Genomic DNA, 22,628 nt, shown 5'->3' with positions numbered 1-22,628 from the left:
GCCCCCACATCGCGGCGCGCAGCGCGGGAGGCCCGGCGCGCCCAGGATCAGGGCGCCGCGGCCCCTGCGGGGGAGGACCGGACCATCCGGAGGCCCGCCGCCCCGGCGGCCCCGCCCCAGCCGTCCGCACCGCCCGCTCAGCCGTCCGGCTCGCCCGGGCCGGCAGGCGGCGCCGGGCCGTCGTCGTCGCGCCCGGCCCGCGGCGCCCGGCGTCCCGACAAGGCCCGGCGGCAGGTCAAGGCTCCGCGCCCCGGCAAAGCCACACGGCCTGCACGGGCGGCGGGCTCCGAAGCGAAGGGCGCTCCGCTGGACGGTCTCAGGACCGTCGCGGAGCGTCCGGTCTCGCTGCTCCGGCAGGCCTGGCGCGTGATCGTGGACGTCTGCGGTCCCGTGACCGGCAGGGTCCGCGACGTCCTGGTCCGCACGGTGGGCCCCGTGGTCTCCGTCGTCACGCCGCTGGGTTGGGCCTGCCTGGCGCTGGTCGTGTGCATGGCATGGTTCGCCACCGCATTCGGCTGGCAGGAGGCCGCAGCACTCGGCATCCTTCTGGGAGTCCTCCTGGTGGTGGGCTGCGCGTTCATTGTGGGCCGCTCCTCCTACCAGGTCACGCTCGATCTCACCCGCACGCGCGTGGCGGTGGGCGACAACGCCGTGGGTGGCATCTCCGTCATCAACACGGCGCCGCGTCCCGTCATGCACTCCACGCTGGAGCTTCCGGTGGGCCGGGCGGTGGCCAGTTTCCCCATTCCGCGCCTGCGGCCCCAGGAACTCCACGAGGATCTCTTCAGCATTCCCACGAACCGTCGCCAGGTCATCATGGTGGGTCCGGCCGTCTCCGTCCGGGCCGATCCGTTCCACCTCCTCAAGCGCCAGATCCGCTGGACCGAGCCGGTGGAGCTCTTCGTGCATCCCAGGACGGTCGCTCTCGGCAGTCCTGCTGCCGGCTTCATCCGGGACCTGGAAGGCATGACCACCAAGGAACTGTCCAACACGGACGTGTCCTTCCACGCACTGCGGGAGTACGCGCCGGGCGATGACCGCCGCCACATCCACTGGAAGACCGTGGCCCGCCTGGGCACCCTCATGGTCCGCCAGTTCGAGGAGACCCGCCGAGCACACCTGGCGATCGCCCTCTCCGCCAATCTGGACGAATACGCCTCGGAACTCGAGTTCGAACTGGCCATCTCCGTCGCGTGCTCCGTGGGCCGTCAGGCCCTCGTCGAACAGCGCGAACTGGACATCCTCACCCAGCGTGGCCCCTTCCGCTGTGCCACCGGCCGGACGATGCTCGACGACGCCACGCGGCTCCAGAGCATGACCGGACGCCGTGACGCCGTGGATCTGGCGCGCCGCCTGGCGGACCGCGTCCCGAACGCGTCCGTGGTCTTCTTCGTGGTGGGCAGTGGCGTCACCCCGGCCCAGCTGCGCTCCTGCGCCGCTTCCGTCCTGCCGGGTGTCCGGGCGATGGCCATCCGCATCCAGCCCGGGGCCGCGCCGTCCCGCGCCACCATCGCCGATCTGACCGTCCTCACGCTGGGCGGTCTCGACGATCTGGCCCTCGTTCTGCGAAAGGCGGTCGCATGAGCACCGCGTCCACCACTCGCGTCCTCGGCAGGCGGGGGCTCCCGGCCTGGCAGGACCTCGCCGACGCCGGGGCGCTGTTCGTCCTGCTGGGACTCGGGATCCTCGGTCTCCACCTCAGCTACGGCGGCGACCCCCGGTACCTCCTGGCGGGGCTGGGCGGCGTCGCCCTCGGTCTCGGCGTCGCGGCCCTGAGCCACCGGCTCCGCCTGGGCCTCCTGGCCACGGCGGGCTCCGGCGTCCTGGTGTACTTCCTGTTCGGCAGTGCTCTCGCCACCCCCACACAGGCCCTGTTCGGAGTTCTGCCGAGCCTGGATTCCCTGCGGACGCTCCTGCTCGGCATCGTCTTCTCCTGGAAGGACATGCTGACCGTCGGCGTCCCGGTAGGCGTCGCGGACGGCATGCTGATCGTGCCGTTCCTCGCCGGGCTGATCTGCGCCGTGGCGGCCGGGCTGCTGACCTGGCGGCTGCGCAGCGCGCTCTGGCCCCTCCTGCCCGTGCTCGCCCTGTTCGTGGTCGGCGTCGCCTTCAGCACCAACGCGAGTTTCCTGACGGTGCCACGCGGCGCCGCGCTCGGTGTGGCAGCCCTCGTCTGGGCGTCCTGGCGCCGGTCCCGTCTGCGAGGCGCGGAGGCCAGGATCGTCGCCAAGGGTGCGGAGCACGACGCAGGCGCCGTCCGCCGCGCACGGTTCAACCGCCTGGCGCTCGGCGCCGGGGTGCTGGCCGGCGCGGTGGTCGTCACGGCTCTGGCGTCCCCGGCCGTGACGGCGACCAGCGAGCGGCAGGTGCTGCGCGACGTCGTCGTGCCGCCGTTCGATCCGCGCAACTACATCACCCCGCTCGCGTCCTTCCGCACCATGGTCAAGGACCAGAAGGACAAGACGCTCTTCGAGGTCAAGGGCCTGCCCAAGGACGGCCGAGTGCGTCTCGCCGCTCTGGACAGCTACAACGGCACGGTCTACAACGTGGACCCGAACGGCACCGGCAACTTCAGCAAGGTGGGCGATGCTCGCGCGCTGAACCCGCAGGCGCCCACGGGCGACGGCACCTCCGACTACACGATCGACGTGACGGTGGGGGACTACCAGGGCTACTTCGTGCCGGGAGGCACGCGGACGGTCGGCTTCGACTTCCCGGTCTCGAGCGCGGCCGGCGGCGGTCTCTACTTCAACTCCGGTTCGGACACCGCCATCACCACGCTCGGCCTCGGCAAGGGCGATCACTACACCGTTCAGGTGCAGGTCCCGCCCACGCTCAGCCACGGTCAGCTGACCCAGTACCGGGTGGCCGCCGACTCGCTGCCGAAGCCGGACGGGGTTCCGCCGGCGCTGGCCCAGAAGGCGGATCAGATCGCCGGCGACGCGCCCACGGACATCGACCGGGTGCGCCAGATCGAGGCCTACTTCCGGACCAAGGGCGCGTTCAGCAACGGCCTCGTCACCGAGGGGCAGGTTCCCAGCCTGTCCGGCCACGGCGAATCACGTCTCACCACCCTGTTCACCGCCAAGCAGATGCTGGGCGACGACGAGCAGTACGCCTCGGCGATGGCGCTCGTCTGCCGCCAGCTGGGCATGCCGGCGCGCGTCGTGATGGGCTTCTACCCCGACCCCAAGAGCCCGCAGAACGGTGGCGGCGACATCCAGATCAAGGGCAAGGACGTGCACGCCTGGGTCGAGGTGAACTTCGACCGCGCAGGCTGGATCCCCTTCGACCCCACCCCGCCGAAGGACAACGTCCCGATCCCGCCGGATCCGGAGAAGAACTCCAAGCCGAAGCCTCAGGTCCTGCAGCCGCCGCCCCCGCCGCAGGAGCCGGCCGAACTCCCGCCGGACTCCCAGCCGGAGGCCGCGGACGCCGACCAGAAGAAGAACGACTTCTGGTCCATCCTCGGCCCGATCCTGGCCACGATCGGCCTGGCGGCGATCCCGGTCCTGATCCTGGCGCTGCCACTGGTGCTGATCGCCGTCCTGAAGAACCGGCGCCGCAAGAAGAGGGCCCTCGAAGGGCCTCCGGCGCAGCGGTTCTCGGGTGGCTGGAGCGAAGTGGTCAGCCTGGCCACGGACCTCGGGACACCGGTCGATCCGAAGGCCACGCGCCGCGAGACCTCGTCCCTGGTGGGGGAGGCCTTCCCGGCGGCGGCCCCTGGCACGGTGCTGCTCGCTCAGCGGGCGGACGCGGCCGTGTTCGGGGCCGGGGAACCGGCCGAGGAGGAGGTCCGGGCGTACTGGGAGAATGTGGACCAGTCGCTGAGCAGCATGACCGAGGGGATGGGCTTCTGGCGCCGCCAGCGGGCCAGGTTCTCGCCTCGCTCGCTGCTGGTGGAAGCACGCACGGTCCTGGAGTCCGGCCCTCGAGGCCTCCTGGAGAAGGTACGACGCAGTAAAGGAGATGGGCAATGAGCATCAACGTTGAACGCTGCCCCCAGTGTCAGCAACAGCTCACCCCGGGAGCGGGGTTCTGCCTCGCCTGCGGCACGTCCCTGAGCAACCGGGCGGCGCTGAGGAACGGTGTGCAGCATCCGCAGCAGCCGGGCGGAGCACCGCAGGGCGGCCCGTGGCAGTCCTCGAGCCCGGGGATCGTGGCCCAGCATCCCGATCAGCTGCCCGCCACGCAGCCCGTGGTGCGTGCGGGCGCCGTCAAGCGTCTCTTCTCCAAGGTCATCGACCTGGCCGTGCCCGGCATCATCGCCGGCATCCTTTTGTCGGTGGGCGCCGCCGCACTGCTGAAGAACGGCCTGGCCGGGTCCGCCAACCTGGGACCGAGCCAGGAGGACGTGGTCTTCGCCCTCATCATGTCCGGGCTCGCCGTGCTGATCTGGCTGGCTTACGTCGTGACGATGTGGATCATGGAGGCGCGGAGCGGCAATTCGCTGGGCAACGCGATCTTCGGGATCAGGACCACGGAGCTCGAGGGTTATGCCCCGGGCGCCGGCGCGGTGTTCCTGCGCTGGCTCGTGCTGCTGGCCCCGAACATCCTGTTCTCCCTCGTGGGCGGCATCATGGCCTTCTTCGCACCGGCCGGCGTGGTGCAGATCGTGGGGAGCATCGGCTCGATCGTGTCCTTCCTCTGGCTGATCGTGGCCGGTGTGTCCAACGCCTGGGACCCGAACGAGCGCAAGCAGGGCTGGCATGACAAGGTCGCCCGCACCCTCGTGTTCGATGTCCGGAACGGCCGGAACCCGGTGACCACCGAAGGCATCGCGGGAAGCCACAGCTACCCGACCCTCGACCTGCCGGCCGTGCGCCCGGTGGCGTCCCCGCTGGCCGCGCAGGGTCAGAGCCGGCCGGCGCAGCAGCAGCCCCAGCAGCAGTCCCAGCCGCAGCAGGCGGTGACGCCCGTCGTCGTGCCGCAGCCCGGTCCAGCCGCCCCGCAGCAGCACGGCCGTCAGGTCCCGCCGGTGCCTCAGGCGCCGTTCCCCGTCCAGTTCGGGGAGCCGGGCCAGTTCGGGGAGCCTGCGCCGTTCGGGCACCAGCAGCCCTCGTCGCCGCAGCCGCAGCAGCCGCAGCACCAGCAGCACGGCCAGCCCGCGCCGTTCGCTCCGCCACAGCAGCAGTTCGCTCCGCCGTCGGCGCCTGCCGACCACGGGGAGACGATGCTCCGTGCCCATCTGCCGTCCGGGTCCGCCGGACAGCAGGACTCGCTCGTCCTCCTGTTCGACGACGGCGCGCAGGTCGCGCTCGATGAGGGCGTCCTGATCGGCCGGAATCCCGCGGCGCGGGCCGGGGAGGAGCGCTTGCGTCTCCTCGCGCTCGACGACGCCGGCCGGTCCATCTCGAAGACCCATCTGCTCGTGGTCCCTGCCTCGGGCGGCGCCTGGGTGACGGACCGCCAGTCGACCAACGGCAGCGGTGAGATGCTGGCCGATGGCACCCTGGTCCGGCTGGTCGCGGGAGAGGCACGTTTCGTCCGCCCCGGGTCGACTGTGAAATTCGGGGACCGGACTTTTAAGCTGAGCACACCATGATCTCCGAAGTACCCTCTGATTTCGCCTCGGCCCACGGCGCCGGGCCTCTCACCCTGACCGCCGGCTTCGGCACGGACCGGGGCCTCCGCCGCGAGTTGAACGAGGACTCGCTCATCGCGCAGGACCCGGTGTTCGCCGTCGCCGACGGCATGGGCGGGCACGAAGCGGGGGAGATCGCCAGTGGCATCTGCGTCCGTACCCTCGCCCAGCGCCTGGCCACCCCGGAAGGCAACCGCGACGTGGACGTGACCCGTCTGCAGCAGGCCCTCCAGGAAGCCGACCTGGCCATCCGGCAGCAGGGTTCCGGCCGCGCCGGGACCACCCTGAGCGGCGTCGCGGTGGTCGAGCAGAACCAGAAGCCGTACTGGCTGGTCTTCAACGTCGGGGATGCCCGGACGTACCGGCTCAGCCGGGGCGCCTTCGAACGGGTGACCGTGGATCACTCGGAGGTTCAGGAGCTGATCGACAACGGCTCCATCTCCGCGACCCAGGCCCTGCGGCACCCGCGCCGCCATGTGGTGACCCGTGCCCTGGGCAGCGGCGACGGCGGGGCGCCGGATTACTGGCTGCTGCCCATCGAGGACGGTGACCGGGTCATGGTCTGCTCGGACGGCCTGACCGGCGAGGTCTCGGACGAGTTCATCCGCCGGACCCTGCAGAACACGTTCGACCCGCAGGAGGCCGCGGACGCCTTGATCCAGGCCGCCCTGCGCAACGGGGGCCGCGACAATGTCAGCGTGGTGGTGGTCGACGCGTTCGCCCACGACGGCGAGCTGACCACCTCTCCCCGCATCGACGCGGAGACGGAGGACACATTGCCACGGGAGCTCCTGGCGCTCCGCGAGGAGAGCGCCGCGGCAGCCGCGGCGTCGGGGGAGGAAGAATGAACACCAATCATTACCGGCAGGGCCCCTGGCTGTACGTCCTGCGCAACGGGATCGCCGTGGTCGTGTCCCCGGACGCCGGGACCGAGAGGATCCAGCAGCTCTGGGAGCTCCTGGGCCGCAACCCGTCCGTGGACCAGCTGCTCAACGAGGTCACCCGGTCGTTCGGGACCTCGGTCACCGGCCTGCCCGATTTCGCCGTCGTCGATCACCGGGACTCCCTCCGGGTGTTCCTGCGCGGTGATCTCCAGGTCCGCACCCTGGATGGGAGTGGCCACGAGGTGCACGGGCGAGGGGTGACCACCTGGAACGAGCGCACCCTCCCCTCCAGCGACACGTTCGAGATCCGCGGCGGCGAGCCGGGCGACGACGAGGACCCGTGGATGCCGCTGGACGCGGGCGTCGTGACGGCGTCCGTGCTGGTGGTGGGGGAGCTGCCCGCCGAGAAGCCGCTCGAGGAGGACCTTTCCGCGACGGCCCACGAGGACACCGCGGACGCGCCGCTCTTCGCCGCGCCCGCGACGTCGTGGAACCCGCCGGCGGCAGCGTCTCCCGTCAGTGCGCCTTCTGACAGTGCGCCTGACACCGGTGCCGCGGCGTCGTCCTGGGATCCGTCGGATGAGGAGGACGACGACGAGTCAGCCTTCAGCCTCGACGGCCAGACCGACAGCCTGGCGACCGAGCTGCTGGGCGCCCGGGCGGCCCGCGAGGACGCAGGGGCGGGGGACTCCGTGGACGCCGAGGCCACCCCGGACGGGCCGGAGGACAGGTCCGAGGACGAGTCGGACGACGCCCTCGCCCGGGGCGAAGGCGCCTCTACTGACAGTGCCGCTGCTGACGGCGCGGTCGTGGCCGCGGACGAGGCCGCGGATGAGGAGGCTCAGGCGCCGGGGGCCGAGGATGCGGGCGAGGGCCCGGTGTCCGTCGCCGGGCCGCACTCCGGCGACGTTCCCGCGCACCACCATGATGCCGACGCGCCCAACGACCTCACCACCACGTACGACCACCTCTGGGACCAGGTCCCGGCCACGCCGGACGGCGCGGGGACCCAGGACGGCGCGGGGACACAGGACAGCGACGATCGTCCGGGGGGCACAGGCACTTCCGTCTCCACCGCGACCGCCGGTTCCGGCGACGGACACGGCGCCGGCGAGGAACCGGCGTCGTCCGAGACTCCGGAGCCTACTTCCGGCACAGCGGGCCCCGCCCGACACGACGAGTCCGAGAACACGCTCCTGCCCTCTGCGGAGCACGGCGAATCGCTCATCGACGAGGTGCCCTGGGCCCGTTCCGGAGGCTCGGCGTCAGGCGTGGCGCCGGCTCCCGTCGCCGCGCCCGGGGTCGGCTCGGCGCCGTTGGCGACCCCGGCGCAGGGACCCGGCGCCGCGCCCGCCGCTCCGCCCTTGCCGCCCGCGCCGCCGTCGTTCCCTCCCGGGGCGCCGCAGGGCGACGATCTGGACCACGACGGTCACACGGTGTTCCGCAGCGAGCTGCCCACCGGCGTCCCGCAGGGCGCGCCGCAGGCGGCCCCGACGGCTCCGCCGGCCAACGGCCCCCGGGTCCTGGCCCGGATGTGCCCGCGAGGCCACGCCAATCCGCCCACCCGGACGCACTGCCTGAACTGCGAGGAGCTGATCACGGGTGACGCCGCGAGCGTTCCGCGCCCGGCTCTCGGCCGGCTGAGGCTGCCCAGCGGCGAGACCGTGGTCCTGGACCGCAATGTGATCCTGGGCCGTCAGCCGTCCGTCTCGCGCGTCTCCAGCGGGGACATGCCCCACCTGGTCCAGGTGGACAGCCCCAAGCGGGACATCTCCCGTTCGCACGCCGAGGTGCGGCTGGAAGGCTGGAACGTCGTGCTGTGCGATCTGAATTCGAGCAACGGCACGGTTCTGCTGCGTGAAGGCCAGTCCCCGCGCCGGCTCGGCCAGTCGGAGACGGCGCTCGTGCTGAGCGGCGACGTCGCCGAACTCGGCGACCAGGTCTACATCGTCTTCGAGGATCTCCCGTGAGCCGTAAACGCCCCGCCGCCCCGCCGCCCCGGATCGACGGGTTCAACTACGTCCGGGTCCTCGGATCCGGTGGTTTCGCCGACGTGTACCTGTACCAGCAGGACAGGCCGCGCCGTCAGGTGGCGGTCAAGGTCCTCCACGCGGGTCTGAAGACCGAAGGCGCCCGGCGCGCCTTCGAGTCCGAGGCGAACCTGATGGCACAGCTGTCCACGCACCCGTACATCGTCACGATCTACGAAGCGGACATCACGCCGGACGGCCACTCCTACCTGGCCATGGAGTACTGCTCCAGGCCCAGCCTGGACCTCCGGTACCGGAAGGAGCGCTTCCGGCTCCAGGAGGCCCTCGCCATCGGCATCCAGGTGGCCTCGGCCGTGGAGACCGCCCACCGGGCCGGGATCGCGCACCGGGACATCAAACCCGCCAACATCCTGGTCACGGACTACAACCGGCCTGCCCTCACGGACTTCGGCATCTCCGGCATCATCGGCGGGGACCCGGAGGAGGACGGCAACGACGGCGCCATGTCCGTGCCGTGGTCGCCGCCGGAGAGCTTCGCCTCCAGCTCCACCGACGGTGTGCTGGTCGATGTCTGGGCGCTCGGAGCGACCGTGTACACCCTGCTGGCCGGCCATTCGCCGTTCGCCGTCCCGGGAGCCGACAACTCCAACGCGGAGATGATCAACCGGATCAGCAACACGCCCCTGCCGCGGCTGGGGCGTGCCGATGTGCCGGAGGCCCTGCAATTGGCACTGGCCACCGCCATGGCCAAGAACCCCGCGGCCCGGTATCCGTCGGCGTACGCGTTCGGTCTCGCGCTGCAGCGCATCCAGGCAGAACTGAGCCTGTCCGTCACCCCCTTCGAGGTCATGGGCGATCCCATCCAGGACGACTCGGACTCCGATGAGGAGGTGGAGGCCACCCGGCTTCGCGGGATCTCCGTGATCGACCCGGACAGCTCCAGTGGCAGGACGGGCAGCACGGGCACCTCCGGGGAGGGGACAGCGCCGAACAGGACCACACCGAATTACACGGCGCCGAACCAGACGCTGCCCGAGGACCCCACCATGATGCGGTCCACCGGAACGGCGCCGGGCGCCTCCGGTGGCCCGGTGCCGCAAGGTGGCACGGCTCAGGGGAACGCCCCGTACGGCTACCACGGTGGCGCGCCCGGGACGCCCTCGGGTGGCTCCGCCGGGCCTGCGGGTCCGGCCGCTTGGGAACGGACCCGGGAGGACGACGCCACGAGCGCCACGGTGCTCCGGGGCCTCCAGGATTCCGGTTCGACCGGCCAGCAGAACACCGGTCAGCACACCACGGGACAGCAGCACACCGGCCAGCAGTGGACCGGCTCACCGCACACCCAGGGCGGCGGCCAGGGTTCCGCGCAGAGCGGTGGCCGCACGAAGCTGTGGATCAGCGTCGTGGCCGGCGCGCTGTTGCTGGCTCTCGGCGTCGTGCTCGTGGTCGTGCTGAACCAGGGCGGCACGAAGGGCCGCGACCGTCCCACGGACGCGGCCAGCCAGTCGAGCACCTCCGGTCTGTCCGGGGGAGGAACGGCCAAGCCGGTCGATCCGCTGGGCGACGGCACGGTCGCCGATGTGAAGAACCTCAGCGGCACCCCGGACGGCTCGGGCAAGATCTTCTTCTCCTGGACGAACCCGGATCCACGGGATGGCGACACGTACAAGTGGCGTACCATCTCCGCCACCAAACAGGGTGAGTGGGTGAAGGCCGAACAGAACAATGTCCGGCTGAAGCCGACGGCAGGGCAGCCGACCTGCATCCAGGTGATCGTGGTCCGGACGGATGGATCGAGTTCCACCGGAGATGCCGACTCGGCGAAGGTCTGCGTCCCCTGAGCGGGGCCGGAAGGCGGGGCGGAATGAACGTGCAGCGGGGGACTGAAAGCGTGAGGAGTGCAGGGATGATTGAGCCGGGGCAGGAACCCGTGAGGGAACTCTCCATCGACTACTGCGGGGAATGGTTCGAACCGGTCCCCGACGAGGTCTTCGTGATCGGACGCGAGGGCGACCTCGCGATCGATGACAACCCGTATCTGCACCGCCGCTTCCTGGAAGTGGCCCGCTATGACGGCATCTGGTGGCTCAGCAACGTGGGCTCCATGATCTCGGCGACCATCGCGGACGGTTCCGGCGGTATGCAGGCCTGGCTCGCGCCGGGCGCGCGGATCCCGCTGGTGTTCGGGCTGACGACGGTCGTCTTCACCGCCGGACCCACCACGTACGAGTTCTCCGTGCACCAGAACAGCCCGGCGTTCCGGCACCAGGCGAAGGACCAGGAGGCGGACGGCGAGACCACGATCGGCCCGGTGGTCTTCACGGACTCCCAGAAGGCGATCATCGTGGCGCTCGCCGAGCCCATGCTGCGCCGTGAAGGCACCGGGTTCAGCGCCATCCCGAGCTCCGCAGAAGCCGCCCGCCGGCTCGGCTGGGCCCTCACACGCTTCAACCGCAAGCTCGACAACGTGTGCGACAAGCTGGACCGTGTCGGCGTCGCCGGGCTGCGGGGCGGCGGCGGCAAGCTCGCCATGAACCGCCGCGCCCGCCTCGTGGAACATGCGGTCACCTCGCATCTGGTGACCGCCGCGGATCTGCCCCTGCTCGAACGAATGAAAGGTGAGGCCGGCGAGTGAAACTCCGCCTGACACTCCGCCGCGGAGACCTCGACAGCAAGGACCTGGCCGTCACGGTGGACGGCAGTGCCACGGTTTCGGACATCGCCCGCGAACTCTGGCTCGCCGACCCTGACCGTCCCAATCCTTCCGACCCCGGCCGGCTGAGCCTGCTGGTTGAGGAGTCCTATGTGGGCGGCGCCATGCGCGGCCAGGTCCTGGATCCGGACGCCAAGCTCCTCGAGTCGGGCCTGCGGCCCGGCTCCGCCGTCTCGATCGCCCCGGTCAGCCAGGCTTTCGCGACCCATCAGCAGGCCGGGGGACCCGCCGTCGCGACGCTGAGGGTCCTGTCCGGGCCCGACGCCGGCCGCGAGTTCCCGCTGCCGTCCGGCACCAGCTACATCGGCCGGGGGCGCGACAGCGACATCCGTCTGAGCGACCCGCTGACCTCCAAGCGCCACGCCCGCATCCTCGTGGGCGAGACCGTGGAAGTGGTCGACACCAACTCCGCCAACGGCCTTCTCATGGACGGGCTGCCGGTGACCCGCGCGGTCCTGGGCTCCTCGGACACCATCACGCTCGGTGACACGACCATCTCCATCATCACGGTCCAGCGGAACCAGGCCGCGGTCGCCACCCAGCCCATGGTGGACTTCAACCGTTCCCCCCGCGTCGTGGCGCGCTTCCCCGTGCGGAAGAAGGTGCCGCCCAAGGGCCCCCAGCCCCGGGAGAAGGAGCCCTTCCCCATCCTGATGATGATGCTGCCGCTGTTCATGGGCGCGGCGCTGTTCGCCATCACCCAGAACATCACGAGCGTCGTCTTCATGGCGCTCATGCCGCTCTTCGCGATCGGCCACTGGTGGGAGCAGAAGCGGCATTCCGGCAAGCGCTTCAAGGAGCAGCTGCGGCAGTTCCGCGAGGGCATGGACCAGTTCCGCTCGGAGATGACGGAACTGCAGAAGGTGGAACGGTCCGTCCGGCTGCAGGAGACGCCGTCGGTCGCGGACACGGTGGACGCGATCTACCGGCTGGGTCCGCTGCTCTGGACCCACCGCACCGAACACCGCGGCTTCCTCTCGCTGCGGCTCGGACTGGGGACGGCGCCGTCGCGCGTCGAGATCGAGGAGCCGCAGGACCGGGACACCGAGGCGGTGTACGCCCGGGAGATCCAGGAGGCCATCGCGTACTACTCCACGATCGACGGCGTGCCGCTCGTCTCCCAGCTCCGGCACTCCGGCTCCTTCGGCGTGGCCGGTGAACGGTCCGTGATGGACGACGTCGCGCGCGGCCTGGTCGTCCAGCTGGTCGGTCTGCATTCGCCCGCCGAAGTCGTGATCGCGGCGATGACCTCCACCCGGTCGAAGGACCGCTGGGCGTGGCTCAAGTGGCTGCCGCACGTCGGCTCGGGCCACAGCCCGCTCTCCGGCGACCACCTCGCCGCAGGCCAGGCGGCGGGCACCGCCCTCCTGGAACGTCTCGAGGCTCTCGTGGACGAGCGTGCCGCGGGCCGCAAGGAGCCCGTGCCGTCCCCGCGGGGCGAGCTCAAGGACGATCTGGTCGACCCTCCGGCCCCTGTGGTCCCCGAGGTCCTGGTGGTCGTCGAGGACGACGCCCCCGTGGACCGCGGCCGCCTGACCCGTCTGGTGGAGCGCGGCGCCGACACCGGTGTGCACATCATGTGGCTCGCCGCGGACGTCCAGTCGCTGCCCGCGGCCTGCCGCGACTTCATGGTGGTCGACGGCGGCCAGGGCGCCACCACCGGCCAGGTCCGGCTGGGGCGGCACAGCTACCCCGTGAGCTGCGAGAGCGTGGATGAGCAGCTGGCGACTCAGCTGGCCCGCATGCTGACCTCCGTCGTCGACGTCGGACGTCCACTCGAGGACGACTCGAACCTGCCGCGCAGCGTGAGTTTCGTGAACCTCCTCGGGCGCGACCTGCTGGACTCCGCGAACGCCGTGGGGGAGCGGTGGAAGGAGAACAACTCCATTCACAGCACCGCGATCCCCAACCGCAAGGACAACGGCACGCTCCGCGCGCTGGTGGGCTCCAAGGGCTCCGAACCGATGTTCCTGGACCTGAAGAACGAGGGCCCGCACGCCCTGGTGGGTGGCACCACCGGCGCCGGCAAATCCGAATTCCTGCAGTCCTGGATCATGGGCATGGCCTCCGCCTACAGCCCCGACCGGCTCAGCTTCCTCCTGGTGGACTACAAGGGCGGCAGCGCGTTCGCCGACTGTGTCCAGCTGCCGCACACGGTCGGCCTGGTCACGGACCTTTCGCCGCACCTGGTGCGCCGCGCCCTGACCTCGCTCCGGGCCGAGTTGCATTACCGGGAGCACTTGCTCAACCGGAAGAAGGCCAAGGACCTCCTGGCGATGCAGCGCGAGGCCGATCCGGACGCCCCGCCGTACCTCGTCATCATCGTGGACGAGTTCGCCGCTCTGGCCAATGAGATGCCGGAGTTCGTGGACGGCGTCGTGGACGTCGCCGCGCGTGGCCGTTCCCTCGGCGTGCATCTGATCCTCGCCACGCAGCAGCCCTCCGGTGTGATCCGCGGCAGCCTGCGCGCCAACACCAACCTCCGCGTCGCCCTGCGCATGGCGGACGTGGATGACGCGACGGACGTGATCGGGGACCCGATGGCGGCGTACTTCGACCCCGCGATCCCGGGCCGTGCCGCCGCCAAGACCGGTCCCGGCCGTCTCCAGAGCTTCCAGACCGGGTACGCCGGTGGCTGGACCACGGAACGTCCGCCGCGTCCGCAGATCGACATCGTGGAGATGAACTTCGGCGCGGGCGCCGTGTGGGAGGTCGACGCCGGCCTGCGCGAGCCGGAGCCGGAGCCCACCGGCCCGAACGACATCGCCCGGATGACGGAGACCATCAAGGCCGCGGCGGATCTGCTCGCGATCGAGCCGCCCCGCAAGCCGTGGCTGCCCGTGCTGCAGTCGGCCTACGACTTCTCCGAGCTGCAGGGTCCGCTCACCGATGAGGAGCTGCTGCTCGGCGTCGGGGATGACGCGGCGCATCAGAGCCAGCCCTTGGTGTTCTACCGTCCCGACCGCGATGGCAACATGGCCATTTTCGGCACCGGCGGTTCCGGCAAGTCGTCGGCGCTGCGCAGCATCGCCGTGGCCGCCGCCGTGACGCCGCGCGGCGGCCCCGTGCACGTGTACGGGATCGACTGCGGTTCCGCCGGTCTGACGATGCTCGAGGTCCTGCCGCACGTCGGCGCCGTGATCGACGGCGACGACGAGGAGCGCGTGGGCCGTCTGCTCCGCTGGCTCCGGGACGTCTCCGAGGAGCGGGCGCGCCGCTACTCCGAGGTCAAGGCCTCCACGATCGTGGAATACCGGAAGCTCGCCGAACGGCCGGACGAGCCCAGGATCTTCGTCCTGGTGGACGGCATCAGCGCGTTCCGGGACTCCTATGAGTACTCCAGCAGCGCCGGGATCTGGGAGATCTTCCTCCAGCTCGCCACGGACGGACGCCCGCTCGGCATCCACCTCGTGGTGACCGGCGACCGCCCCGGCTCCGTGCCCACCGCGCTGCTGGCCTCCATCCAGAAGCGTCTGATCCTGCGCCTGTCCGCCGTCGACGACTACATCACCCTGGACGCCCCGAAGGACGTCCTGGACGCTTCGTCCCCTCCGGGCCGTGGCATGCTGGACGGCCTGGAAGTGCAGCTGGCCGTGCTGGGCGGCACCCCGAACCTCGCGCTGCAGGCCCGTGGTGTGCAGAAGCTCCGTGAGGCGATGCTCCGACGTGGCATCCCGCAGGCGCCGGGGATCCAGCGTCTGCCGGAATCGGTCGACCTCGGCATCCTGCCGGTGGCCCCTCCCGGCATGGCGGCCTTCGGCGTGGACAACGAGACCCTCACCTCGGCTCAGGTGCCGACCGAAGGCGCGCTCATGGTGTCCGGCCCTCCCGGATCGGGCCGCACCACGGCCCTGGTCACCCTGGCGCATGCGTACAAGAAGGCCAACCCCGGCGGCACCGCCGTGTACCTCGGCTCCCGGCGCTCCGCCGTCGGCTCGCTCAAGGTGTGGGACAAGGCGTTCGTGGGGACCGACGACGTCGAGATGGGCGTGGACGAGCTGCTCGAGTTCGCGCAGGAACGGCCGGGCCGGGTCGCCTTCTTCATCGAGGGCCTCACCGAGTTCACGGACTCCATGGCGGAGCCGGGCCTCGCCCGTCTGGTCACCGAGTCCGTGAAGTCGGGCCAGTGGGTGGTGGCCGAGTCCGAGACGTCGACCTGGTCCTCCGCGTGGCAGCTGGCACAGCCGTTCAAGTCCGGACGCCGCGGCCTCCTGCTCAACCCGGGCGACATGGACGGCGACTCGCTCCTGAGCACGAGCCTCGGCCGGATCAAGGACCAGTTCATCCCGGGCCGTGGCTACGTCATCGCCCGTGGCAAGGTCCGCAAGGTCCAGGTGGCGCTGCCCCCGGAGGCCTGATCCTGGAGAACGCAAGGGTGGAGGGGGCGGGAGACCCTGACAGCGCCGTTGTTGCGTGAGCACGCCCGCGCCCCATCGCAGACCGGAAGGTCGGCGATGGGGCGCGGGCGTTCGAGCGCAGGCGCCGAAGGGTCTCCCGTCCCCTCCGCACTTCACCCTCCTCCGATGTCAGTGCCGCGTGGCAGGATGGAGGGGTGAGCGAGAATCCCGTGGCACCCGTGATGAAAGACGACGTCGTGGAGCCTTCCGGCGGCACCCCGGCGGAGGCCCTCCGTGAGGAGTACCAGCACCTGGCGGATGAGGTCCGCCGGTACCGGCACGCCTACTACCAGGAGGACGAGCCCCTCATCAGCGACGCCGAGTTCGACGAGCTGTATCTGCGCCTCGAGCGCTTCGAGGCGCTGCATCCTGAACTGGTGTCGAATGACTCGCCCACGCAGGAGGTCGGCGGCGAGGTGTCCTCGGCGTTCGCCGCCGTCGAGCATCTGAGCCGCATGTACAGCCTGGAGGACGTGTTCTCCCTCGAAGAGCTGACGGCGTGGGTCGAGAAGACGCTCGCCAGCACGCAGACCCTCGGGCTGGCGACGCCGCGCTGGCTCACCGAGCTGAAGATCGACGGCCTCGCCGTGAACCTCTTGTACCGGGACGGCAAGCTGGTCCGCGCGGCCACCCGTGGCGACGGCACCACGGGCGAGGACATCACGCACAACGTCCTGACCATCAAGGAGATCCCGCGGGAGCTCTCCGGCACAGGGCACCCGGCCGAGGTGGAGATCCGCGGCGAGGTGTTCATCCCGTCCAAGGCGTTCGAGGAGTACAACGAAGTCCTCATCGCGCAGGGCAAGGCGCCGCTGGCCAATCCCCGGAACGCGGCCGCCGGCTCGCTCCGCCAGAAGGATCCCGCCGAGACCGCCAAGCGCCCGCTGTCTATGTACGTGCACGGCATCGGCCGCCACGAGGGACTCGACCTGGCGTCCCAGTCCGACTTCTACGCCTTGCTCCAGGAATGGGGCCTGCCCACCAGTCCATACTTCAAGGTGCTGGACACGCTGGAAGAAGTCCTCGCGTTCATCGCCGAGTACGGCGAGAAGCGCCACAGCCTGATCCACGAGATCGACGGCATCGTGGTCAAGGTCGATCAGCTCGCCGTGCAGCGCCAGCTCGGCCACACCTCCCGCGTGCCGCGCTGGGCGGTCGCGTACAAGTACCCGCCCGAAGAAGTGCACACCAAGCTCCTGGACATCCGGGTCAACGTCGGCCGCACGGGCCGCGTCACCCCGTACGGCGTCATGGAGCCGGTGAAGGTGGCGGGCTCCACCGTCGAGATGGCCACCCTGCACAACCAGGACGTCGTGAAGGCCAAGGGTGTGTTCATCGGGGACACCGTGGTGCTCCGCAAGGCCGGTGACGTCATTCCGGAGATCGTCGGCCCGGTCCTCGCCCTGCGGGACGGCACCGAGCACGCCTTCGTCATGCCGGAGACCTGCCCGTCCTGTGGCACGCCTCTGGCGCCAGGCAAGGAAGGCGACGTCGACCTTCGCTGCCCCAACGCCCGATCCTGCCCCGCCCAGCTCCGCCAGCGGGTGGCGCACCTGGCCGGCCGCGGCGCCTTCGACATCGAGGCCCTGGGCGACGAGGCCGCCCTCGCCCTGACGGCCGGGCCGGGACCCGACCCCGCCGGGACCGGCGGACTGGTCCAGCCGACCGGTCCCGGTGTCCTGACGGACGAGTCGCGCGTGTTCGACCTCGCCTCGGAGACGGCGGGCGCCGATCTGCGCGCGGCTCTGGGCGAGGTGAAGGTCTGGCGGGAGAAGCGCGTGAAGGGCGCGGGCACCGGGGTCTGGGAGCTGAAGCCGTACTTCTGGACCCAGGGCACGGCCAAGTCGCCGGCCGGGCCGAGCGCCAACACCAAGAAGCTCTTCACCGAGCTGGAGAAGGCCAAGTCGCAGCCGCTCTGGCGCGTCCTCGTGGCGCTGTCCATCCGGCACGTCGGGCCGACGGCCAGCCGGGCCCTGGCCACCGCCTTCGGCTCGATGGACGCGATCCGCGAGGCGTCGGAGGAGCAGCTGGCCAACGTGGACGGGGTGGGTCCCACCATCGCCGCCGCGGTCAAGGAGTGGTTCGCGGACGACTGGCACGTGAACATCGTCCACGCGTGGGCCGCCGCCGGGGTGCGGATGGCCGATGAGGTGGATGAGTCCATGCCGAAGACCCTCGAGGGCCTGACCGTGGTGGTCACGGGCACGCTGCCCACCCTGAGCCGGGACCAGGCGAAGGAGGCCATCATCATCCGTGGCGGCAAGGCCGCGGGGTCGGTCTCGAAGAACACGTCCTACCTGGTGGCCGGTGAGGCCGCGGGCTCCAAGCTGGACAAGGCCGAGCAGCTGGGCGTCCCGGTCCTGGACGAGGACGCGTTCCGGATCCTCCTGGAGAAGGGCCCCGCGGGTTTGCCCGGCGGAGAGTCCGAGACGGCCGAGGAGGCGCCGGCTGCTGAGGAAACGACGCCGGCTGACCTTCCGGAGGAGTCCGGGGATGAGTGAGCAACACGTCCCGGGCGGCGCTCCTCACGAGGCGCCGTCGACGCAGGAACTGCTCGACATCGCTCAGGAGGCCGCCGCAGCCGGCGCCGCCGTCCTGGCCCGGCGGGCCACGCTGAGCCAGGAGGACGTGACCGGCGGCGCGGACAACAAGACCAGTGACAACGACTGGGTCACCGCGTTCGACCGGGAGGCGGAGGACGCCGTGCGGGCCGTCATCACGCGGCACCGGCCTCATGATGTCATCACCGGGGAGGAGCATGGCACCACGGCTCCGGACAGCCCGAGCGGCTACCGCTGGTCCATTGATCCGCTCGATGGCACCACCAACTTCATCCGGAACATCGTCTATTTCGCCACGAGCGTGGCCGTCGCGGCTCCGGACGGGAGCTGGGTGGCCGGTGTGGTCGACGCCCCGGCGCTACGGTGCGTGTACTGGGCGACGCGCGGCGGGGGAGCGTGGCTCCTGGACGCCGCGAGCGGGAACCCGGAACCGCGTCGGCTCACCGGGCCGCCGGAGGGCCACCGCGGCCGCATCCTGGCCAGCGGATTCTCCTACGACGCCGGCGTCCGCGCCGAGCAGGCCGCAACCCTCCCGCAGTTGATGGACGGTCTCGCGGACCTGCGACGGCTGGGATCGGCGGCTCTGGATCTCTGTCTTGTGGCCGACGGAACCCACGACTGCTACGGCGAACGCGGCCTCAACGAGCACGACTGGTCCGCCGGCGCGCTCGTGGCCGAGGAGGCCGGGTGCTGGGTGCGGCGGCCGAATCTCCGCAGCCCCCTCGACGGCGGACCCTCGGATGCGGAACGGCTCGAAGCCTGGACGTGCGCCGGGGCCCTGGAGGACGCCACCCGCTTCCCGCTCTAGACCGGATCGCTGCCGTCCGGACCGACGCCATCCGACCCACGGTTCCGTGGTTCACCCACGGAAAATTGAGGGGGTGAACCACGGAACCGTGGGTTTTTCAGCGCCGGACCATGCGCGCTTCCGTGATCCTGCCGAAGTCCTCGAGCACGTCCTCCGTGCCATCCAGCGCGAAGCCGTTCCGGCGGTAGAACGACTGGGCGCGAGGGTTGTCCTTGGCCACCCACAGGAAGGCCGGGCCGGACGGGAGCACGGCGTCGAACAGGGCTTGACCTGCGCCGCTGCCGTGGAAGTCCTGTCGCAGATACAGCATCGAGAGGTTCTGGCCGAGGGCGGCCTCCTCGGGATCGAGGGGCGCACCCCCGCCCGCGAACCCGACCACCTCACCGGCCGCCTCGGCCACCCTGATGGTCTGGGCCGCCTTCGTCTGGCCCTGCGGCGCGGCGGCCGCCGATGCGGTCAGCATCGTCCAGAGCCGGCGTCGGCTCTCGAGGCGCTCCTCGGTGAAGAACTCCTCGGGGAGCAGGTGCCCGTAGGCCTCGCGCCAGCAGCGCACATGAAGGACGGCGAGGCTTTCGACGTCGGACGGCAGGGGCGGGCGGAGTGTGAAACTGGGCACCATTGGCCCATCCTAGCCACGGTTGTCAAGCGAGCACTTCATGAAACGACTACCATTGATGGGTGCCATCCGAGATTCTGATCCGCCCCGCCGTGCCCGCCGACTACCCCGAGATCGCCCGGATCACGGTGGACGCCTACCTCGCAGCGGGGTACTTCACGGATCCCGAGTTCCCTTACCTCCAGCACATCCGCAAGGTCGCGGAGCGCGCCGAGGTGGCCGAGATCTGGGTGGCGGAGCGCGACGGCGCCGTGATCGGCTCGGTCACGCTGGCGGTCGAAGGCGACGCGTGGTCGGACATCGCCCGCGCGGGTGAACTCGAATTCCGCCTCCTGGTCGTGGACCCGGGCGTGCAGCGCAGCGGCGCCGGCCGGGCCATGGTCGAGGCCATCCTCGCCGAGGCGCGACGCCGGCCCGGCATCTCCGCGGTCTCCCTCACCACGGGCGAGAGCTGGGAGAGCGCGCACGGTCTGTACCGCTCGATGGGCTTCGAACGCGTCCCCGAGCGTGACTGGTGGACCCCCAACAAGGAAGCGCGCCTGCTCGTCTACCGCCTGGACGTCGCCTGAGCGACGCTCACGCCCGCCGCGCGTAGCGGTGTTCCGGCCGCCCCGTGGTGCCGTAGCGCAGCTGGATCTCGACGGCGCCGTCGTCGGCCAGCGAGGACAGGTACCGCTGCGCCGTGGCGCGGGACACCCCGACCCGCTCTGCGACCTCCAGCGCCGACAGGGCTTCCCCGGCAGGTCCGCCCGCGGCGCCGCCGAGTGCTTCCAGGATGGACTGTTCGGTGGCGCTGCGGGTCCTTGCCGGTGAGGACACCACCGGGCCGTCCGAGCTGAGCAGCGCACGCCGGGCCCGCTCCACGGCCTCCTGATCCAGGCCCGTCGTCTTTTCCAGCAGTCGCCGGTATCGTGCGTACGCGCGGAGGCGCTGAGCCAGTTCCTCTCCGCCGAACGGCTTGAGCAGATAGGCCAGGGTTCCGCGGCGGAAGGCCATCCGCAGGGACAAGGCGTCGGCCGCGGCGCTGAGCATCATGACGTCGCAGTCCAGCTGGCGCAGCACGTCGAGCCCCGAACCGTCCGGCAGATACACGTCCAGCAGCACGAGGTCCGGGCGCAGGGAGTGGAACGCCTGGAGGGCCTGCTGCGCAGTGCCCGCGTGGCCGACCACCGAGAACCCGGGCACGGCCTGGACGTAGTTGGAGTGCAGCGTGGCGACGTGGAAGTCGTCATCGACGATCAGCACGGTGAAATCGTGACTCATGCGCCCTCCCCGGACGTGGTGGTGAACATCATGGCGGTCGGCAGGCGGACGGCGAACACGGCGCCCGAGCCGGTCCCGCCTGGATCAGGACCAGGCCCTCCGGCGTCGAGGAGCTTCACCTCGCCGCCGCGGCGCTGCGCGAGTTCCAGCGCCAGTTTCAGGCCCAGCCCGTGCCCCGGGACGCGGGACGCGGTGTAGCCCTTCTCGAAGAGCCGCTCGGGTTCAGCCACCCCATCCCCGGAGTCTGCGACCACGGCGTGCAGCGTCCCCAGCCGGGGAGAGCCGTCGAGAGGTTCCGGGCCGGGCTCGTCCAGCAGATCCACGCGCACCCACCGGCCGCCGCCGGCGCCGGTAGCCCCGTCAGCGCCGTCAGCAGCGCCCTCGCCGCCTTCTCGGCCGCCCACCCGGGTCCCGGACACCGCCGCGTTGATGGCGTTGTCGATGAGGTTCCCGAGCACCGTGGTGACGTCGTGCGGCGCTTTCACGGAGCCCCGGATGAAGGTGTCCTCCCCGACCCGCAGGGTCACGCCGCGCTCGCGGGCCCGGATGCCCTTCGCCCCGATGAACGCCTGCAGGTACGGCTCGGGCAGGCGTTCCAGGCCCTCGACCGGGAACTCGAGGGGGCCGGTCGCCACGAGCCGGTGTGCGTACTCCGCGGCGCGTGCGGTGTCGCCGAGGTCCAGGAGGCCGGAGATGGTGTGCAGCTGGTTGGCGAACTCATGGCGTTGCGCGCGGAGGGCGGAGCTCATGGTGCTGACCGACTCCAACTGGCGGGTGAGCTGGGCCAGCTCCGTGCGGTCCCGGAGGAAGACCACCCAGCCCAGGTCCTCGCCGTCGTGCACGGCCTTCCGGGCGGTGGCGAGCAGGACGCGGGCGCCGGCCACGAGCTCCAGGACGTCGTCCTCGGCGGCCTCCTGCCGCGTCAGGTCGCGCAGCTGCTCGGGGACGGGGGCCTCGGCCCAGGAGGTGCCCTGCAGGTCCGGAAGCCCGAGAAGCTCCTGCGCCGTCGCGTTGACCACGGTCACCCGGCCGCTCGTGGACACCCCGATCACGCCTTCGTGCGTGGTTTCCAGCACTGCGACCTGGTCCTGGACCAGGGTGGTCAGCTCCTCCGGTTCCATGCCGAGGGTGAGACGCCGCAGCCGTTTGCGCAGCAGCATCGACGCGCCCACTCCGGCGGCGAGGGCGCCGCACGCGGTCACGATCACCGGCCCGGACGCTCCGAGCAGCGCGCTGCCCAGTGGCTCCCGGGCGAAGCCGACGCTCACCACGCCGACGACGGCGCCGCCGCCCGCCGTCGTGTCCGGGGCGTAGACGGGGACCTTGGCCCCTGCCGAAGGTCCCAGCGTGCCGGTGTTGCGCGTGACGACCTCCTTGCCCGCGAGGGCCTCGGACGGGTCCGTGCTGACCTTCTCGGCGAGACGCTGGGGGTCGGGATGGGCGAGGCGGACGCCGGTCTCGTCCGTGATGACGACGAACAGGGCGGAGGTCCTCTGCCGTGCCGATTCGGCGATGGACTCCAGGGGACCGCGGTCCAGGACCGTGGACGGGGGAGTGCCGGCGGCCGCGCTGATCCGGGCCACCTCCTGCCGGACCTGGGGCTGGGACGCGATGGTGCGGGCCAGGGTGAGGGCGCGCTGTTCGGCCTCCTGCGTGATCCGCTCCACCATGATGACGCCGAAGGCCAGGGCGAAGAGGAGGACGGTCAGCAGCACCACCGCGATCTGCAGCAGCAGCGTCTGCGTGGAGAACTTCAGTGTTCGCATCGCACTCCCTTCGGCGGCGAGCCTACCCCAAAAGCGCCCTGAGCT

General features: G+C 71.0%; 14 protein-coding genes. 11 read left to right on the top strand and 3 right to left on the bottom strand.

The window, feature by feature from the left end:
* The first annotated feature begins 372 nt into the window (after positions 1-372).
* The 10 genes from BLV63_RS13775 (at position 373) to BLV63_RS13730 (ending at position 18,938) form a co-directional block, all read left to right on the top strand.
* Positions 373-1,584, top strand: a complete 1,212-nt coding sequence (locus BLV63_RS13775) for a DUF58 domain-containing protein (protein WP_254780607.1) — start codon at positions 373-375, stop codon at positions 1,582-1,584.
* Complete coding sequence (locus BLV63_RS13770) at positions 1,581-3,980, top strand: transglutaminase TgpA family protein (RefSeq protein WP_082724202.1); 2,400 nt, start codon at positions 1,581-1,583, stop codon at positions 3,978-3,980. Before BLV63_RS13775 ends, BLV63_RS13770 begins: the two co-directional genes overlap by 4 nt.
* Complete coding sequence (locus tag BLV63_RS13765; RefSeq protein ID WP_066215052.1) at positions 3,977-5,545, top strand: RDD family protein; 1,569 nt, start codon at positions 3,977-3,979, stop codon at positions 5,543-5,545. Before BLV63_RS13770 ends, BLV63_RS13765 begins: the two co-directional genes overlap by 4 nt.
* Positions 5,542-6,432, top strand: a complete 891-nt coding sequence (locus BLV63_RS13760; RefSeq protein ID WP_066215054.1) for a PP2C family protein-serine/threonine phosphatase — start codon at positions 5,542-5,544, stop codon at positions 6,430-6,432. Before BLV63_RS13765 ends, BLV63_RS13760 begins: the two co-directional genes overlap by 4 nt.
* Positions 6,429-8,438 (top strand): FHA domain-containing protein, encoded by a 2,010-nt coding sequence (locus BLV63_RS13755; protein WP_066215055.1) that lies wholly within the window; start codon positions 6,429-6,431, stop codon positions 8,436-8,438. The genes BLV63_RS13760 and BLV63_RS13755 overlap by 4 nt, the downstream gene beginning before the upstream one ends.
* On the top strand, positions 8,435-10,300 hold the full coding sequence (locus tag BLV63_RS13750; protein ID WP_066215056.1) for a serine/threonine-protein kinase: 1,866 nt from the start codon (positions 8,435-8,437) through the stop codon (positions 10,298-10,300). The genes BLV63_RS13755 and BLV63_RS13750 overlap by 4 nt, the downstream gene beginning before the upstream one ends.
* A gap of 89 nt (positions 10,301-10,389) precedes the next feature.
* The gene (locus tag BLV63_RS13745; protein WP_066215362.1) at positions 10,390-11,094 is read left to right on the top strand and encodes an FHA domain-containing protein; all 705 of its coding nucleotides are present in this window, start codon (positions 10,390-10,392) and stop codon (positions 11,092-11,094) included.
* Positions 11,091-15,530, top strand: coding sequence for a type VII secretion EssC family protein (locus tag BLV63_RS13740; RefSeq protein ID WP_066215058.1), 4,440 nt, complete (start codon positions 11,091-11,093; stop codon positions 15,528-15,530). Before BLV63_RS13745 ends, BLV63_RS13740 begins: the two co-directional genes overlap by 4 nt.
* Before the next feature lie 221 nt (positions 15,531-15,751).
* Positions 15,752-18,070, top strand: coding sequence for an NAD-dependent DNA ligase LigA (gene ligA, locus BLV63_RS13735; RefSeq protein WP_066215364.1), 2,319 nt, complete (start codon positions 15,752-15,754; stop codon positions 18,068-18,070).
* Positions 18,063-18,938, top strand: a complete 876-nt coding sequence (locus BLV63_RS13730; RefSeq protein WP_066215060.1) for an inositol monophosphatase family protein — start codon at positions 18,063-18,065, stop codon at positions 18,936-18,938. Before ligA ends, BLV63_RS13730 begins: the two co-directional genes overlap by 8 nt.
* A gap of 97 nt (positions 18,939-19,035) precedes the next feature.
* On the opposite strand, the gene BLV63_RS13725 is transcribed toward BLV63_RS13730, so the two are convergent.
* Complete coding sequence (locus BLV63_RS13725) at positions 19,036-19,557, bottom strand: GNAT family N-acetyltransferase (RefSeq protein WP_066215062.1); 522 nt, start codon at positions 19,555-19,557, stop codon at positions 19,036-19,038.
* 59 nt (positions 19,558-19,616) lie between these two features.
* On the opposite strand from BLV63_RS13725, the gene BLV63_RS13720 reads away from it, so the two are divergent.
* Complete coding sequence (locus BLV63_RS13720) at positions 19,617-20,123, top strand: GNAT family N-acetyltransferase (RefSeq protein WP_066215064.1); 507 nt, start codon at positions 19,617-19,619, stop codon at positions 20,121-20,123.
* Positions 20,124-20,130: 7 nt separating this feature from the next.
* Here the strand turns inward: BLV63_RS13720 and BLV63_RS13715 are convergent, their stop codons facing one another.
* Both BLV63_RS13715 and BLV63_RS13710 read right to left on the bottom strand, forming a co-directional pair.
* Positions 20,131-20,817: a response regulator transcription factor gene (locus tag BLV63_RS13715; RefSeq protein ID WP_066215066.1), complete on the bottom strand. Its 687-nt coding sequence runs from the start codon at positions 20,815-20,817 to the stop codon at positions 20,131-20,133.
* Positions 20,814-22,583, bottom strand: a complete 1,770-nt coding sequence (locus BLV63_RS13710) for a sensor histidine kinase (protein WP_174521279.1) — start codon at positions 22,581-22,583, stop codon at positions 20,814-20,816. Before BLV63_RS13710 ends, BLV63_RS13715 begins: the two co-directional genes overlap by 4 nt.
* Between the last annotated feature and the right edge of the window lie 45 nt (positions 22,584-22,628).

Source organism: Arthrobacter woluwensis, assembly GCF_900105345.1.
GTDB classification, from domain to species: domain Bacteria; phylum Actinomycetota; class Actinomycetes; order Actinomycetales; family Micrococcaceae; genus Arthrobacter_E; species Arthrobacter_E woluwensis.
The sequence above is the reverse complement of the archived record's forward strand: the minus strand, read 5'-3'. Positions and strand labels throughout refer to the sequence as shown.